This is a genomic window from Ruegeria sp. HKCCD7181 (assembly GCF_057221055.1).
The window spans coordinates 34,866-48,560 of the sequence record NZ_JBWVBC010000005.1; the positions used below are offsets into that span (position 1 = coordinate 34,866).

Sequence of the window (13,695 nt, forward strand, 5' to 3'; positions counted from 1 at the left end):
GCTCAGCCGGCCAACCGTTCCGCGTGCAGTGCCGCAACAGCACAGGAAGCAAGCCGCGCTTTGTCATCGTCCGACCTGCTGTTGAGGATGATAGGAACCTTGGCCCCCAGAACTACACCCGCCGCCTTAGCGTTGGCGAAATGGCTCAGTTGTTTGAACACCATATTACCTGCATCCAGATTGGGCACGACCAGAATCTCGGCCTGCCCTGCCACTTCCGAAGTGATCCCTTTGGTCCGGGCTGCCGCCAGACTGACCGCGTTGTCCATCGCCAGCGGCCCATCGACCAGACCACCTTTGATCTGCCCGCGATCCGCCATTTTGGCCAGAAGGGCTGCATCCAGCGAAGACGGTATGGCCGGATTTACCGTCTCGACCGCTGACAGGATAGCGGCCTTTGGCACCTCGATCCCCAGCGAAATCGCAAGATCAATCGCGTTTTGCGTGATGTCGGCCTTGGTCTCAAGATCGGGCGCAATATTGATCGCCGCATCGGTCACCAGAAACAGGTTCGACTGTCCGGGCACGTCCATTACGAAGACGTGTGTAAATCGCCGCCCGGCCCGAAGGCCCCGTTCGCGCCGCAGAGCAGCTCGCAACAGTTCATCGGTATGAAGATAGCCTTTCATCACGGCCTTCGCCCGGCCATCCGCTACGAGGTCAACGGCCACATTGGCTGCCTTGAAATGCCCCTCTACCGGTATAATCTCGGTGTCGCCCAGAGTTATGCCAGTTTCACGCGCCGCTGCCGCTATCTTGTCCGGGTCACCGACAAGGATGGGCTCGATGATCGTCTCCTGCGCAGCCAGCAATGCCCCGCCCAGAGAATTGGGATCTTCCGGCGCGACCACCGCTGTTGGCATTGCCGCCAAGGCGCGCGACCGCTCAAGCAACGCGTCGAAGTGCCGGTGCCGCTGAATCACAAAACCAGGAGTTTCAAGGTCCTGAAATGACATCTCTCTATCCGGTGCCACGACGACAGCCGTTCCTGAAACGATCACTGCACCGTCCCTGGGTCGCAGCACGCAGGCATCCAGAACAACCTCGCGGTTCTCCTGCTTTTTCAACACCTTGACCTGAACCTTCAGTTCCTCACCCGCGTGGGCAGGTGTACCAAATTCGAAGTTCTGCGACTTGTACGACGTCCCCGCCCCCGGCAGGATATTCCCTAGCACCGCTGAAATCAGCCCCCCCGCAAACAAGGCGGGCGCGATGGCCTCACATGCCGAGTCTGCCTCGCCGGTCGATGGCTGCATGGAATTGTCGCTGCCCGAGTTCGAGGCAAAGACGATAAAGTCGTCTTCGGTGCAGATCCGCGTCAGCTCGGCCTGGTCGCCGACTTTCAGTTGGTCGTATGGTCTGTTGTTGTAGTGCATAGGTTTTCTCGGCGACTTCCTGCATCGGTTGATACCTGCGGATCGTGCTCGAACCGTTCAGGCCGGAGCTTCGGTTCGGGACTTTAGGAAGTTTCGTCGGGAAGTCCAACAATATCACGGACGATTAGCAAATCACCACAAGTCTGCTTCGGTTAACGCGCCTGGCAGTGAAATCGGAGGCGCTATTCACCTGTCAAACCGGGGCCGCCGCCCCGTCGGCCACACATCACTGCAGCGCGTGGCCTTCATCATGTCTTGGTCTCGAATCCGGCATAGCGCCGGAATTCAGAACGCGTCAGGACATACCCAGCGCTTCCTTATACATTTCTATGACGGCCTCTTGTTCGGCAATGTCATCCTTATCGCGCTTTCTGAGGGAAATGATGCTGCGCATGGCCTTCACGTCGTAACCGCGCGCCTTACTCTCGGCGTAGACCTCTTTGATCTGGTCGGCGATATCTTTTTTCTCCAATTCCAACCGCTCGATACGCTCAACGAATTGGCGCAGTTCACCTGCGGTAACTCGGTAATTGGCAGCGGCCTGATCTTCGGTGATGTCTTCCATCTGCGTCTCTCCCACGGGCTGATTGGTGATGCGATGTCATCGGGCAATGTGCCGGATACATCGACGCCGCGCGGGGCGCAAGCATGCAATCGGGTCACCGGACTTGTACCGGCAACGCCGATCCGTTAAGCGCGGTTGAAAGAATTTTGGCAAGCGTTGGAAATCATGTTCGACATCATCGTCTGGGGCGGGGCCGCCCTGTCCTTGGCCGGTTTGGTTGGCTTGGTCTGGTGCATTCTACGTGTTATGAAGGCACGTAAATCTGGCCTGTCGGACGACGAATTACGCGCAGCCGTCCAAGGTGTGCTGCCATGGAACATGGCCGCACTTTTTCTGTCGGTGATTGGCCTGATGATGGTCATCCTCGGCATTTCCTTTGGATGACCAAACCGGTTCAAACCGGCATATTGTCAAATCGCGCCTCAATTGCGTCCTCGCAGAGCGCAGCATCCAGACGCCGCAGGCGCGATGGAATATGAACACCCGTTGCGCGCATCCTGTCGAGAACTTTGCTGACGCTTGGTTGCAGAGCCAACCGAGTGTCCAGACACGCATCCTGCAGCTTTCGTTCAAGCTGTTCCGCTTCGGTAAAAAGATCCTGAGCAGTCATTTGCATCCTCCCGCATGGTGCCAGTCTGCCTGATATAGGTAACAACATTAAGACCAGCATGAGACTCGATGAACATCGCGCAAATTTTCGCCTGTTCTCTGAAAAATCGGCGATACGCCACGGGTCGATTAATTCTTATACGAAAAAGTTGGCAATCGCCTTGATTGACATCAACTCGTGATTTGGAACATCCTTCATATTCCGCTATCAATATGTGAATTGACCCGCCGGAGGACCCAATGACGCCCATCGTGAAAGCCTTATTCGACCCTGACACCTTCACAGTTTCTTACGTGGTGAAAGAGCCCGAAGGCTCGGCCTGCGCCATCATCGACAGCGTACTGGATTTCGATCATGCGTCAGGTCGAACAAACACCGGTTCGGCAGATCAGATCATCGAGTATGTGAACGATGAGGGCCTGAAGGTCGAATGGATCCTGGAAAGCCATGTTCATGCCGATCATCTGTCCGCCGCCCCATACTTACAGCAGAAGTTGGGCGGCCGGATTGGCATTGGCAAAAACATCGTGGTGATTCAGGACACCTTCGGCAAGATCTTCAACGAAGGGACCGAGTTTCAGCGCGATGGCAGCCAGTTCGATGCGCTGTTTTCCGAGGGCGATAGCTTCCACATCGGTCAGATGCGTGGAGATGTCCTGCATACACCGGGCCACACGCCCGCCTGCATGACCTACGTCATCGGTGATGCTGCCTTTGTCGGGGATACGCTGTTCATGCCGGATTTTGGCACTGCGCGTTGTGATTTTCCCGGCGGTTCGTCAGAGGACTTGTATTTGTCGATTCAGAAAATCCTCTCACTTCCCGATGAAACACGGGTATTTGTCGGCCATGACTACAAGGCCCCCGGGCGGGATGAATACGCTTGGGAAACCACTGTGGGCGAACAAAAAGCACTGAATGTACATATCGGCCAGGGCCGAAGCGTCGAAGAGTTTGTCGAGATGCGTGACGCGCGAGATGCGACCCTCTCTATGCCCCGGCTGATACTGCCCTCATTGCAGGTGAATATGCGCGCAGGTCAGATGCCGCCTGCCGATGAAAAGGGTGATGTGTTCCTGAAACTGCCGGTCAACAAGCTGTGATCTGCAAACAAGAGATATTCGGATGAACGTTGAATGGATATGGGGCCTCGCCGGTGGTCTGCTGATCGGGCTTGGCGCAGCAGTGTTTCTTCTGGGCAATGGGCGCATCATGGGCGCCAGTGGAATTCTGGGCGGATTGATCCAACGCAGCGACGTTCAGGTCAGGGCCGAGCGTCTGGCCTTTGTCGCTGGTCTGATTGGAATGCCGCTGTTGCTGCGCCCCTTGATTGCGCCTCAGGCCCAAACTCATCTGACCGGCGACCTGGCGATTGTGGTTATCGCGGGCCTGCTGGTTGGCGTTGGAACCCGGATCGCTAATGGCTGCACATCCGGTCACGGCGTCTGCGGGATTTCACGGTTTTCGCTGCGTGGGATCGTGGCCACGGTATTTTACATCCTTGCGGGCGGGTTGACCCTGACCCTGTTTCGGCACGTCCTGGGGGTGATCTGATGCGTATCGTTCTTGCTGTCATTGCCGGTTCCTTGTTCGGGACGGGCCTGTTGATCTCGGGCATGACAGATACCACCAAGGTGCAAGGCTGGCTCGATGTGTTCGGAAATTGGGACCCGACGCTTGCCTTTGTGATGGGCGGAGCGATCCTGCCCATGTTGGTCGCCTGGCGGCTAACCAAAGGCCGCATACCAATGGCAGGTGGACAGTTCCCTGCCCCACCTAAACCCGAGCTGGACCGCCGCCTGATTGTTGGTTCGGTCCTGTTCGGGGTGGGATGGGGGCTGGCTGGTCTGTGCCCTGGTCCAGCTATGGCGTCGCTCAGCTATGGCGGCGTTGGCGGGGCTGTCTTTCTGGTGGCGATGATCGCAGGAATGTTCGCGGCCCCGAAACTGGGCGCCCAACTGGACAGGCTCGCCAACGCGGCCTAAGCATTCGTCATGGAGATTCGCCCGATTACCCCCCGCTACGCCGTCTCACCGCAAATCTCGGTCGAGGATGTGCCAGCCATTGCCGAGGCAGGTTTTGTCAAGGTGATCTGCAACCGCCCAAATACCGAGGTTCCACCGGACTTGCAGTCGGACGCCATCGGCGAGGCCGTGCGTGCCGCCGGGATGGAATATGAGGTGTTGGAACTGACGCACCAAACCATGACACCAGAAAACGTCGCGCTTCAAAAAAATCTGGCCGAAAACTGCTCTGGTCCGGTTCTGGCCTATTGCGCCTCGGGCACGCGGTGTTCTGTCGTATGGGCGTTGGGTCAATGTGACCAACTGAGCACCGATGAGATTCTGGAAGCTACAGGCAAGGCTGGATACGCGCTGGACAATCTGCGCCCGGCACTGGATCAAATACGTAACGGACGCGACTGATCCGATCAGCGCGTCAGATCATCGTTGTCCGCCTGCCCCGATAAGCCGGCAAGCTGGGAAATTTCCGCCACCATGTGATCCGGGCTGGTACTGGTCATGCCATTTTCTCGGGCGACGGTCATGTCTGCTGGTAAATGCATGTCTGAGTTTCCGGTGCTGGACTTGGGTTGTGAAACACCTTCGGGAAAATCCGGTTGAGGCTGCTCCGAGCGGCTTTCCAGAAATGGTTTGTCGACCTCATCGGGTAAAGCTCTCAGTGGCGCTTGTTCGTTGATCCGTACGGCACGCATGCCGCCACATTGCCCCAACCGTCCAACCGATGCCCTTGCACGGTCGATGGTTTGAACGTCGATTCGATCCAGTCTTGCGCCAGTAAGAGGCAATAAATCCCCTGCCTTAAGCCCTGAGAATGTAGAAAGCGGTAGTGACATCCGGCAAATTATCGCATTCAGCTCGGCCCGCATCACGCCTGAAGCCTGCCTCAGGCTTAAACCGTCACCCAAAACCTCAGCGTTCTGTTCCCCTTCAGCGGCAGGCAATTCCGGTAGAAAGATGGCAAGCTGAGCCTGCCGCAACCCGCCAGCCAGATCAACGGTCAGGTCAAAAACCCGATAGCTGTCATTCACCATCCCCAGGATCAGCGTTCTCGCATCCTCGGCCCTTGAGACGAATTCGTAACCGGAAAGGCTGACGATATCCCGCGGTGCGTCGACCAGAGTTTGCGCCTGGGCAAACAGATTTTCGATCAGCGGCACAGCCATGGCCGCGTCAGTATCCGTGAAGGCCCGGGGATGCGGTTGATCACCCATCACCTCTCCGATCGTTTGCGTCTGTACGATGGCAGAGACAAAGCTCGGGTCGACGCAGGCGGCGGCCGCCCCTTCGGTAGAGGCGAACTGCAGCATCATCCAACCGTCCGTAATCACATCTGGCAGGTCTTCCTGAGCACGCAACCGCTGTTTGATGCCAATCACAGATAAGGGCAGGTTCAATTGCTCACCTGCTGATCGCGCAAGAGCCAGACGCAGCGCACGCAGAATAGAGCGGGGATCGGCCCCGACGCTATCTCGCCCCGCTGAAAGCTTGCGCACCAAAGCTGTATTGGCATGTTGTGTCATGGCACCGAACCGCTCACGTCTTTTCGTGATTCAGTAACCGGTGTAACCCGTCGAAGGTTACGAATACCTTTATGCCCTTACTGCGCCGCCTGCTGATAGGCTAAGGGCAAGCTGACCCGGAATGCCGCACCGCCCTGTCCGGGCAAATAGGTGATCTCGCCGCCCAACCGCTGCATGATCTCGCGGCAGATCGCCAACCCCAGCCCCGCCCCTCCGGCCTTATCCGATCCGACGCGGGCAAATTTTTCGAACACCATCGATTGCGCGTCAAACGGGATGCCGACACCATTGTCGATGAAATCGATCACTACCTGACCACCCACGTCATGAGCTGAAATGGTCAGTGCGGGCTCTGTCGCGTCACAATACTTCTGCGCGTTGGAAATCAAGTTGATGAAAACCTGCCCCAGACGATCCAGGTCGGTATACAGTGCGATGCGCTCGGCCGAGCGGACGCGCCGCACGCTCAGCGCCCGGTCGCCTCCTGCCAGTGCACTGGAAACGGCCCGATCCAGTACCGCGCGCAGGGTGCCGTCGCCCATGTTCAAGCTGACCTGCCCGCTTTCCAGGACGCTCAAGTCCAACAGGTCATCCAGCAACCGCGTCAGACGCAGCGCTTCGTCATGGATGATTGCCGCGTACCGGGTCTGTTCGCTTGCGCTCAGCCCGTCTGTGTCTCGCATGATCTCGGAAAACGCTCGGATCGAGGTCATAGGCGTTCGCAATTCGTGACTGACCTGACTCAGGAACGCATCCTTTTGCATGGAAACCTGTGTCAGCTTCGCGTTCGCCTCACGCAATTGACGCGCAGTGCGGCTCAGCTCGGCGGATTTCTCCTCAAGTTCGCTGGAATATTCCAGCAACTGCGCGGATTCGTCAGCCACAGCCAGCAGGTCTTCGACCGAGACGGAGGAGCCGCCGACAATCTGACCGATCATCGCGTGGGCCGTGGCCGCACCGACCGAGCCGCTGAGCTCGCGTTCGAGTCGCTCCAGAAAGCCGGGCGTCGGTTCAGGTAGTTGACCAGCCCGACCGTTCTGTTTGGCTGCTTCGGCTTGAAAGAACTCCTGTGCGGGGACAGTACCCAATATCCTTTGGGTCATGATCATCAGATCTTCGCTTTGCGCCACGGATCCGGTCCACCCCCGTGGCGCAATGGAATGATCAAATATATCAACGAATTGCGCCCCCTGCAGACGCTCAAGTGGGCTGGGGAAACTCAGCAGAGAGGTGACACAGAACGCGATGGTATTCAGCGACAGAGACCACATAACCGTGTGCACCATCGGGTCGATCCCCTCGATCCCGAATAAGGCCTGTGGCCGCAGCCAGCCCCACCCGAAAGGGCCGTTTTCAATGACCGAAATTGGAATGATCCCACCGCCCATTCCTGGCAATAGCAGCGTATAAATCCACAGAAAAAACCCGACGCTGAGCCCGGCCAACGCTCCGGCTCGTGTGGCCCCGCGCCAGAACAGTCCACCCACCAGCGCCGGCAGAATTTGAGAAATCCCGGCAAAGGCTACCAAACCGATGGACGCCAGCGCGGCCCCTCCGCCCGACAGGCGGTAGTAGAAAAAACCCAGCGCCATAACCACCGCTATCGACACCCGGCGCGCCATCAGGACGATGGTGCGCACATCGCCCGAGACCGAGCCCGACCCTTCCTGCGTATTCAGCCAGATCGGCATGACCACATGGTTCGACACCATCGTCGACAACGCCATCGCCGTCACGATGACCATGGATGTGGCCGAAGAAAACCCGCCGATAAATGACAGCATCGCCAACGCTTCATTGCCCAGCGATAAAGGCACGGTCAACACGAACAGATCAGGGTTCGAACCTTCGGGTAAAAGGTCCAGGCCGACGACTGCAATGGGGACCACAAACATGCTCATCAACAACAGATACAGGGGGAAGGCCCAAGCGGCGGTACGTAGGTGGCTTTCGTCGTCATTCTCGACCACCATGACCTGAAACATCCGCGGCAGGCAGACAAAAGCGGCAGCCGACAGAAAGATGAAGGTTGTCCAGCGACCGGCGTCCACATTCCACTGTCCGATTTCGGACGCGTCGATCCGGTCCATCATTGGACCCAAACCACCCGCAACACCCCAGACCACGAAAATACCGACGGCCAGCAAAGCAAGCAGCTTGACCACCGCCTCGAGCGCGATGGCGGTGACAACGCCGTGGTGACGTTCGTTCACATCCAGATTGCGCGTGCCGAACAGAATGGCAAATACTGCCAGCCCTGCGGCCACCCAGAAAACACTGGAGCCTTCGCGGTACAGGCCCGTCGGGTCTGCCTCTGCAAAAATCGAAAAGGACAGCGTGATCGATTGCAATTGCAACGCGATATAGGGCGTTCCGCCAAGTACGGCCAAAACGGTCACACAAACAGCAAGCGTATTTGACTTTCCATAGCGCGACGAGACCAGGTCAGCGATCGATGTCACGCGCTGACTACGCCCCACCCGGACCAGCTTGCGCAGGCCCCACCACCAGCTGACCATGACCAGTGTAGGCCCGAGATAGATGGTCACGAATTCCAATCCCGACCGCGCGGCGTTGCCAACCGCGCCATAGAATGTCCATGCGGTGCAATAGATCGACAACGACAAAGTGTAGATCAAAGGGGACCGAAGCCACTTGCCCCGCCCGACAGCCGCCATGCGATCTGCGGCAAAGGCGACCCCGAACAGTAGGACCACATATCCAAGGCAGACCAGAATCAGGACATTCAGCGTTGCCATTTATCTGCCTCCTGCGCAGCGCCCTCCCGCGCGGCCAGACGTCTGGCGGCAAAACCAAAAATCACGCTTATCAGAATCAGAACGCCCCAACAGGCAAAGATATAGAGCATAGCCGACGAAAGAGGCACGCCCCCCGCTTCCCTGTTTTCGTCCGGCCACAAAAGCGGTAGCGCAAGCATCGCGCCCCCAAGGAACGGCAACAGACGCGCCGCATCCGCCAGCCGGCGCCTTCGATAGCTTTGCCGTTCAAGGAAGACCGATGGGCGAGCCGGTGATGGCCGTTGCTCGCCGTCTGACACGCTCATGACCGCGACGCCTGCGCGTGCAGGTCGCGGACCGCCGTCAGAACCTCGGCGTTTGAGAAAGGTTTGGTCATGAACCGGCTAACTCCGGCTTGCTCGGCCATTTCCCGGTCGCGGGATTGACCGCGTGCCGTCAGCATCAACACAGGAAGCTTCTGCAATTCAGCGTTTTCACGCAAGTCACGCAGAATATCCATGCCACTCTTGCCTGGCAACATGACATCCAGAATGACCAGATCCGGCTTGGCCACCGAAATGACGTGTATCGCGTCCGCACCTTCTGCGTGGGTTTCTACCTGCCAACCTTCGCGAGTCAGCAGAAAGCGGATCGCCTCTGCAATGTTGGGCTCATCCTCTATTAACAGAACCTTACGGCTCATATTTTAAGTCCCTCCCCATGACCGGTCGCGCGCCCGGCCACCTGTCTCTGACAGATTAAGCGTTGTGTCGGGAAACTGTCAAAAACCTTCGCTCAGAATCGACGGTTCGCGACGCGACGCACAGTCGCGTTTTGGACAAATCCGGCAACTGGCCCCGGCCTGCGCAGCTGTTTCGGTTGGTTGCACCGTGTTTTCGACCGGCAAAACAAGCATGACTGAACGATAAACCGGTTCGATCCCAAATTCCTCTGCCGGCTGCGGCCATGCTATTGCGAAGCAGTCGAATTCGGCGGCCGTCCGACCCAACTGAACGATGCGCTTGCGGATCGGTACCAGAGGGCGATTCAACGCCGTGAACACCGGCCAAAGCGGACAGGCTTCGCCATGACGCGGCATAGCGAAACCCGGAGTGGGTTTGTATAACAGGATACTGCCCGAGGCATCGCTGATCACCAGTCCGGCCGGTCGCGCCAATACGCCATCGGGTAAAAAGGCCAGCCGTCGCAGAACCGCAGCCAAATCGACAGAGAACGCGACGGACAACGCCATCGGATCAGGACCCAATCTGTCAAGCTCGGTCAAAAACGCATCCAACGGCAAAGCTTGCGCATCGGAAGCATAGACTTGGAAAAAGTTCTCGGCGAGTTCCTTAGCCGCCGCCGATTCCAGTGCCTTAAGCGAGGGAGCATCCCCCCCGGTTTCGATGCTTGGGAAGTGAAATCCGTGATCCGCGAAATAGGCCTCAACCGCATCCAGAGGCGCACCGCGCCGGTCCCTCTGCCCATCGCTGTCATCCAGAAACGTCACGAGCGCTTTGGAACTTTCCGCCAGCCGTTCTGCATCCTGATTCAAGTTTTTATGAAACCGATTGCGCCACTCGGCATCAATCTCGCCCGGTTCAGCCAGAATGGCCGCAGTCGATCGGATCGCAGCAGCGGTCGACAAAACCTCGTGCATTGATGCGGCCAGATGGGGGTCGTGCGTCAGACGGTCCGACAAGGTTTCCACCGTGCGTTCCAGCGAGACCACCCGGCGATGCATCTGCGCCAGCACTCCGGACCAGCCGGGGAAACGTCCGGCAAATTCCTCAAGCCCGTCCACCTCGGCCTGTTGACCTACTGAATCCGCAGCCGCTTCGCGCAAGGCGGCGATCAGAGTTTCTTCGATCCCTTGCGTCAACACCGAAGGTTCGACCGACAAGGCGCCTGCTATGTCGACCAGCAGTTTTCCTCCGATACGACGTCGGTTGTGTTCGATCAGGTTCAAGTACGAGGCCGATATTCCGACCTGCCGTGCAAGTTCGGCCTGTCGCAATCCTGATATCTGCCGCCTTTCACGTATCCGACTGCCGGTCAGAGTGTCGCGCATTATGCCAAGGTCCTATGTGCCGCCGCGTCTCGTTAGTCAAAGAAGCAGCTCTGATTTTCAGATTAACCTTGTGTTTATTGCGTATTGCAACTGAATTTTCAAAGACCGTTTACAAACTTAACAACTGTTGAGCATTACAGCGTTCCGGAAATCCGCGGTTTCTAGTCAGCCCCCCTTCTCTTTCACACAAATACCCGTCACCATACGTATATGAGCGATCCTGCCTTCGAATATGCACCCATCGGCCTTGTGGAACTGGAAAACCGGATCATTCGCCGGTGCAACCTGCAATTCGCTCGGACGTTTGGCGGTGATGAGACCGAATACCGCAATATGCCCCTGCTGCACCTTTACCCGTCGGTGGCCGACTGGGAACGCATAGGCGCGCGCAGTCTACAGGTGATGCGCGATACCGGGTACTACACGGACGAACGGGTCATGCGACGCCGCGACGGCGATCTTTTCTGGTGTCGAGCGCGCGGACGGTCCCTGACGCCTGACGATCCGTTTCGTCATGGCATCTGGAGCTTTTCGGACATCTCTGAGGAACGGCCACTGGTCGAGTTGACTGCCCGCGAACGCGAGGTTGCAATCCTGTCCTGCCGCGGACTGTCTGCCAAGGAAATTGGGGTTGAACTGGGCCTGAGTTACCGCACGATCGAAGCCTATCGGGCCCGGCTTCTGGAGAAATACGGGGCGCGGAAATTGCCTGAATTGGTGGCCAAATTGTCCGGAACCCCGCTTTGACAGAATTTGTGGCCGAAAATTGCTGCGAACCCCTCGCTTTTCATGCTCAGACTGCGCTTTTCATGGCCGACAGCATGGCTTATAACCCTGCGTAATCAGACCGAGCCCGCAGGGAACAGACGGGCCATAGGGGAACCTTCGAGGACACTCATGACAGATACCAGACACGAAGCGGATGTGGCGTTCATCAAGGCATTGGCCGAATTGCTGCGCGAGAATGATCTGACCGAGGTGCAGGTCAAGCGTGAATATGGCGAGGAAGACAGTCTGAACGTGCGTGTCAGCCGTGCAACTCAAGCCGTTGCCGCCCCGGTTCAAGTGGCCGTTCCTGCAGCAGCTCCGGCCGCACCTATCGCCGCTCCGGCTGCGGCCGCTGTTTCAGAAGCCCCTGCAGCACAAGAGGATCCGGCTAGCCACCCCGGCGCGGTGACCTCGCCCATGGTTGGGACCGTTTATATGCAACCCGAACCGGGCGCGCCTTCGTTCATCAGTGTCGGTGCATCAGTGTCCGAAGGCGACACCCTGCTGATCGTCGAAGCGATGAAAACCATGAACCATATCCACGCACCGAAGTCGGGAACTATCAAACGGATTCTGGTAACAGACGGCGACGCTGTGGAATTCGGCACTCCTCTGGTCATTGTTGAGTAAGGCGGGCCCATGTTCGACAAGATCCTGATTGCCAACCGAGGCGAGATCGCGCTGCGCGTGATCCGCGCTGCGCGCGAGATGGGGATAGCCACGGTTGCTGTGCATTCCACCGCCGATAGCGACGCGATGCATGTGCGCATGGCGGACGAATCGGTGTGCATTGGCCCTCCACCCAGCCCGCAAAGTTATCTGTCAGTGCCCGCGATCATCTCGGCCTGTGAAATCACCGGTGCGCAGGCGATCCATCCGGGCTATGGCTTCCTGTCCGAGAATGCGGAATTCGTACAGATCGTCGAAGATCACGGCCTGACCTTCATAGGCCCCACAGCGGAACACATCCGTATCATGGGCGACAAGATCACCGCCAAGGAAACGATGAAAGCGCTGGGTGTGCCCTGCGTTCCGGGTTCAGATGGTGGCGTTCCTGACGTGGCTGCGGCCAAGCGTATCGGTGAGGAATTCGGCTATCCTGTCATCATCAAAGCAACCGCTGGCGGCGGTGGGCGCGGCATGAAAGTCGCGTTGAGCGCCGATGAGATGGAAAGTGCCTTCATGACCGCACGGGCCGAGGGCAAGGCTGCCTTTGGCAATGACGAGGTCTATATCGAGAAATACTTGACCACACCGCGCCATATCGAGATTCAGGTGTTTGGTGATGGCAAGGGCCACGCAGTGCACTTGGGTGAACGTGATTGTTCCTTGCAGCGCCGCCACCAGAAAGTGTTCGAAGAGGCCCCCGGCCCCTGCATCTCACCAGAAGAACGCGCCAAGATCGGCAAGGTCTGTGCGGATGCGGTCGCCAAGATCAACTATATTGGTGCCGGCACCATCGAGTTTCTCTATGAAAACGGCGAATTCTATTTCATCGAAATGAACACTCGCTTGCAGGTGGAACACCCGGTGACCGAAGGCATCTTCGGCGTCGACCTTGTGCGCGAACAAATCCTTGTTGCCGCGGGCGAGCCGATGTCGTTCGGGCAGGACGACCTTGTGATCAATGGCCACGCCATCGAGGTTCGGATCAATGCGGAAAAGCTGCCCAACTTCTCGCCCTGCCCGGGCAAGATCACAGCTTACCACGCGCCCGGGGGTCTGGGAGTGCGGATGGATTCGGCGTTGTATGATGGATACTCGATCCCACCCTACTACGACTCGCTGATCGCAAAACTGATTGTTCAGGGCCGCGACCGGGACGAGGCACTGGCGCGCCTGAACCGCGCCTTGGGCGAACTGATCGTGGATGGCATCGACACAACCGTGCCCCTATTCCACGCCCTGCTGCAAGAACCCGACCTGCACAGCGGCAATTACAACATCCACTGGCTGGAGCACTGGCTTGCGGAGAACATGGCCCAATAGGAACCAGCGACCGGAGGGCACCCGCCCTCCGGTC

16 protein-coding genes are annotated in these 13,695 nt (G+C 58.0%); 8 read left to right on the top strand and 8 right to left on the bottom strand.

Going from position 1 to position 13,695, the window contains the following annotated elements; genetic code table 11:
• Nucleotides 1–2 precede the first annotated feature (2 nt).
• Nucleotides 3–1,376 (bottom strand): bifunctional enoyl-CoA hydratase/phosphate acetyltransferase, encoded by a 1,374-nt coding sequence (locus tag AC2TCY_RS11330; protein WP_480847563.1) that lies wholly within the window; start codon nt 1,374–1,376, stop codon nt 3–5.
• Nucleotides 1,377–1,671: 295 nt separating this feature from the next.
• Entirely contained in the window at nt 1,672–1,941 is a 270-nt protein-coding gene (locus tag AC2TCY_RS11335) for a DUF2312 domain-containing protein (RefSeq protein WP_480847564.1), read from the bottom strand.
• A gap of 165 nt (nt 1,942–2,106) precedes the next feature.
• On the opposite strand from AC2TCY_RS11335, the gene AC2TCY_RS11340 reads away from it, so the two are divergent.
• The gene (locus AC2TCY_RS11340) at nt 2,107–2,325 is read left to right on the top strand and encodes a hypothetical protein (RefSeq protein ID WP_480847565.1); all 219 of its coding nucleotides are present in this window, start codon (nt 2,107–2,109) and stop codon (nt 2,323–2,325) included.
• A gap of 10 nt (nt 2,326–2,335) precedes the next feature.
• On the opposite strand, the gene AC2TCY_RS11345 is transcribed toward AC2TCY_RS11340, so the two are convergent.
• Entirely contained in the window at nt 2,336–2,551 is a 216-nt protein-coding gene (locus AC2TCY_RS11345) for a hypothetical protein (protein ID WP_480847566.1), read from the bottom strand.
• A gap of 239 nt (nt 2,552–2,790) precedes the next feature.
• On the opposite strand from AC2TCY_RS11345, the gene AC2TCY_RS11350 reads away from it, so the two are divergent.
• From AC2TCY_RS11350 to AC2TCY_RS11365, 4 genes are read left to right on the top strand one after another with little or no spacing between them, the layout of a single operon-like run.
• On the top strand, nt 2,791–3,654 hold the full coding sequence (locus AC2TCY_RS11350) for an MBL fold metallo-hydrolase (RefSeq protein ID WP_480847567.1): 864 nt from the start codon (nt 2,791–2,793) through the stop codon (nt 3,652–3,654).
• Between the two features lie 22 nt (nt 3,655–3,676).
• On the top strand, nt 3,677–4,105 hold the full coding sequence (locus AC2TCY_RS11355; RefSeq protein WP_480847568.1) for a YeeE/YedE family protein: 429 nt from the start codon (nt 3,677–3,679) through the stop codon (nt 4,103–4,105).
• The gene (locus AC2TCY_RS11360; protein ID WP_480847569.1) at nt 4,105–4,536 is read left to right on the top strand and encodes a DUF6691 family protein; all 432 of its coding nucleotides are present in this window, start codon (nt 4,105–4,107) and stop codon (nt 4,534–4,536) included. Before AC2TCY_RS11355 ends, AC2TCY_RS11360 begins: the two co-directional genes overlap by 1 nt.
• Nucleotides 4,537–4,545: 9 nt before the next feature.
• Nucleotides 4,546–4,977, top strand: coding sequence for a protein tyrosine phosphatase family protein (locus AC2TCY_RS11365; protein ID WP_480847570.1), 432 nt, complete (start codon nt 4,546–4,548; stop codon nt 4,975–4,977).
• A gap of 5 nt (nt 4,978–4,982) precedes the next feature.
• Here the strand turns inward: AC2TCY_RS11365 and AC2TCY_RS11370 are convergent, their stop codons facing one another.
• From AC2TCY_RS11370 to AC2TCY_RS11390, 5 genes are all read right to left on the bottom strand, one after another.
• Complete coding sequence (locus tag AC2TCY_RS11370) at nt 4,983–6,095, bottom strand: FliM/FliN family flagellar motor C-terminal domain-containing protein (RefSeq protein WP_480847571.1); 1,113 nt, start codon at nt 6,093–6,095, stop codon at nt 4,983–4,985.
• 77 nt (nt 6,096–6,172) lie between these two features.
• Nucleotides 6,173–8,854: an ATP-binding protein gene (locus AC2TCY_RS11375; RefSeq protein WP_480847572.1), complete on the bottom strand. Its 2,682-nt coding sequence runs from the start codon at nt 8,852–8,854 to the stop codon at nt 6,173–6,175.
• A complete protein-coding gene (locus AC2TCY_RS11380) occupies nt 8,842–9,159 on the bottom strand; it encodes a hypothetical protein (RefSeq protein ID WP_480847573.1) in 318 nt (105 codons plus the stop codon). The genes AC2TCY_RS11375 and AC2TCY_RS11380 overlap by 13 nt, the downstream gene beginning before the upstream one ends.
• Nucleotides 9,156–9,536: a response regulator transcription factor gene (locus AC2TCY_RS11385; RefSeq protein WP_480847574.1), complete on the bottom strand. Its 381-nt coding sequence runs from the start codon at nt 9,534–9,536 to the stop codon at nt 9,156–9,158. Before AC2TCY_RS11385 ends, AC2TCY_RS11380 begins: the two co-directional genes overlap by 4 nt.
• A 78-nt stretch (nt 9,537–9,614) precedes the next feature.
• Complete coding sequence (locus AC2TCY_RS11390) at nt 9,615–10,904, bottom strand: helix-turn-helix domain-containing protein (protein ID WP_480847575.1); 1,290 nt, start codon at nt 10,902–10,904, stop codon at nt 9,615–9,617.
• A 210-nt stretch (nt 10,905–11,114) separates the two neighbouring features.
• Between AC2TCY_RS11390 and AC2TCY_RS11395 the strand changes: the two genes are divergently transcribed.
• From AC2TCY_RS11395 to accC, 3 genes are all read left to right on the top strand, one after another.
• A complete protein-coding gene (locus tag AC2TCY_RS11395; RefSeq protein ID WP_480847576.1) occupies nt 11,115–11,651 on the top strand; it encodes a helix-turn-helix transcriptional regulator in 537 nt (178 codons plus the stop codon).
• 150 nt (nt 11,652–11,801) lie between these two features.
• Complete coding sequence (gene accB, locus AC2TCY_RS11400; RefSeq protein WP_480847577.1) at nt 11,802–12,302, top strand: acetyl-CoA carboxylase biotin carboxyl carrier protein; 501 nt, start codon at nt 11,802–11,804, stop codon at nt 12,300–12,302.
• A 9-nt stretch (nt 12,303–12,311) separates the two neighbouring features.
• The gene (accC, locus tag AC2TCY_RS11405; RefSeq protein ID WP_480847578.1) at nt 12,312–13,661 is read left to right on the top strand and encodes an acetyl-CoA carboxylase biotin carboxylase subunit; all 1,350 of its coding nucleotides are present in this window, start codon (nt 12,312–12,314) and stop codon (nt 13,659–13,661) included.
• Nucleotides 13,662–13,695 lie beyond the last annotated feature (34 nt).

Coding starts and splice junctions, on each gene's coding strand:
- AC2TCY_RS11375 (WP_480847572.1), bottom strand. CDS start 8,854: ATGGCAACGCTGAATGTCCTGATTCTGGTCTGCCTTGGATATGTGGTC.
- AC2TCY_RS11340 (WP_480847565.1), top strand. CDS start 2,107: ATGTTCGACATCATCGTCTGGGGCGGGGCCGCCCTGTCCTTGGCCGGT.
- accB (WP_480847577.1), top strand. CDS start 11,802: ATGACAGATACCAGACACGAAGCGGATGTGGCGTTCATCAAGGCATTG.
- AC2TCY_RS11345 (WP_480847566.1), bottom strand. CDS start 2,551: ATGACTGCTCAGGATCTTTTTACCGAAGCGGAACAGCTTGAACGAAAG.
- AC2TCY_RS11330 (WP_480847563.1), bottom strand. CDS start 1,376: ATGCACTACAACAACAGACCATACGACCAACTGAAAGTCGGCGACCAG.
- AC2TCY_RS11365 (WP_480847570.1), top strand. CDS start 4,546: ATGGAGATTCGCCCGATTACCCCCCGCTACGCCGTCTCACCGCAAATC.
- AC2TCY_RS11360 (WP_480847569.1), top strand. CDS start 4,105: ATGCGTATCGTTCTTGCTGTCATTGCCGGTTCCTTGTTCGGGACGGGC.
- AC2TCY_RS11390 (WP_480847575.1), bottom strand. CDS start 10,904: ATGCGCGACACTCTGACCGGCAGTCGGATACGTGAAAGGCGGCAGATA.
- AC2TCY_RS11380 (WP_480847573.1), bottom strand. CDS start 9,159: ATGAGCGTGTCAGACGGCGAGCAACGGCCATCACCGGCTCGCCCATCG.
- AC2TCY_RS11355 (WP_480847568.1), top strand. CDS start 3,677: ATGAACGTTGAATGGATATGGGGCCTCGCCGGTGGTCTGCTGATCGGG.
- AC2TCY_RS11385 (WP_480847574.1), bottom strand. CDS start 9,536: ATGAGCCGTAAGGTTCTGTTAATAGAGGATGAGCCCAACATTGCAGAG.
- AC2TCY_RS11335 (WP_480847564.1), bottom strand. CDS start 1,941: ATGGAAGACATCACCGAAGATCAGGCCGCTGCCAATTACCGAGTTACC.
- AC2TCY_RS11370 (WP_480847571.1), bottom strand. CDS start 6,095: ATGACACAACATGCCAATACAGCTTTGGTGCGCAAGCTTTCAGCGGGG.
- AC2TCY_RS11350 (WP_480847567.1), top strand. CDS start 2,791: ATGACGCCCATCGTGAAAGCCTTATTCGACCCTGACACCTTCACAGTT.
- accC (WP_480847578.1), top strand. CDS start 12,312: ATGTTCGACAAGATCCTGATTGCCAACCGAGGCGAGATCGCGCTGCGC.
- AC2TCY_RS11395 (WP_480847576.1), top strand. CDS start 11,115: ATGAGCGATCCTGCCTTCGAATATGCACCCATCGGCCTTGTGGAACTG.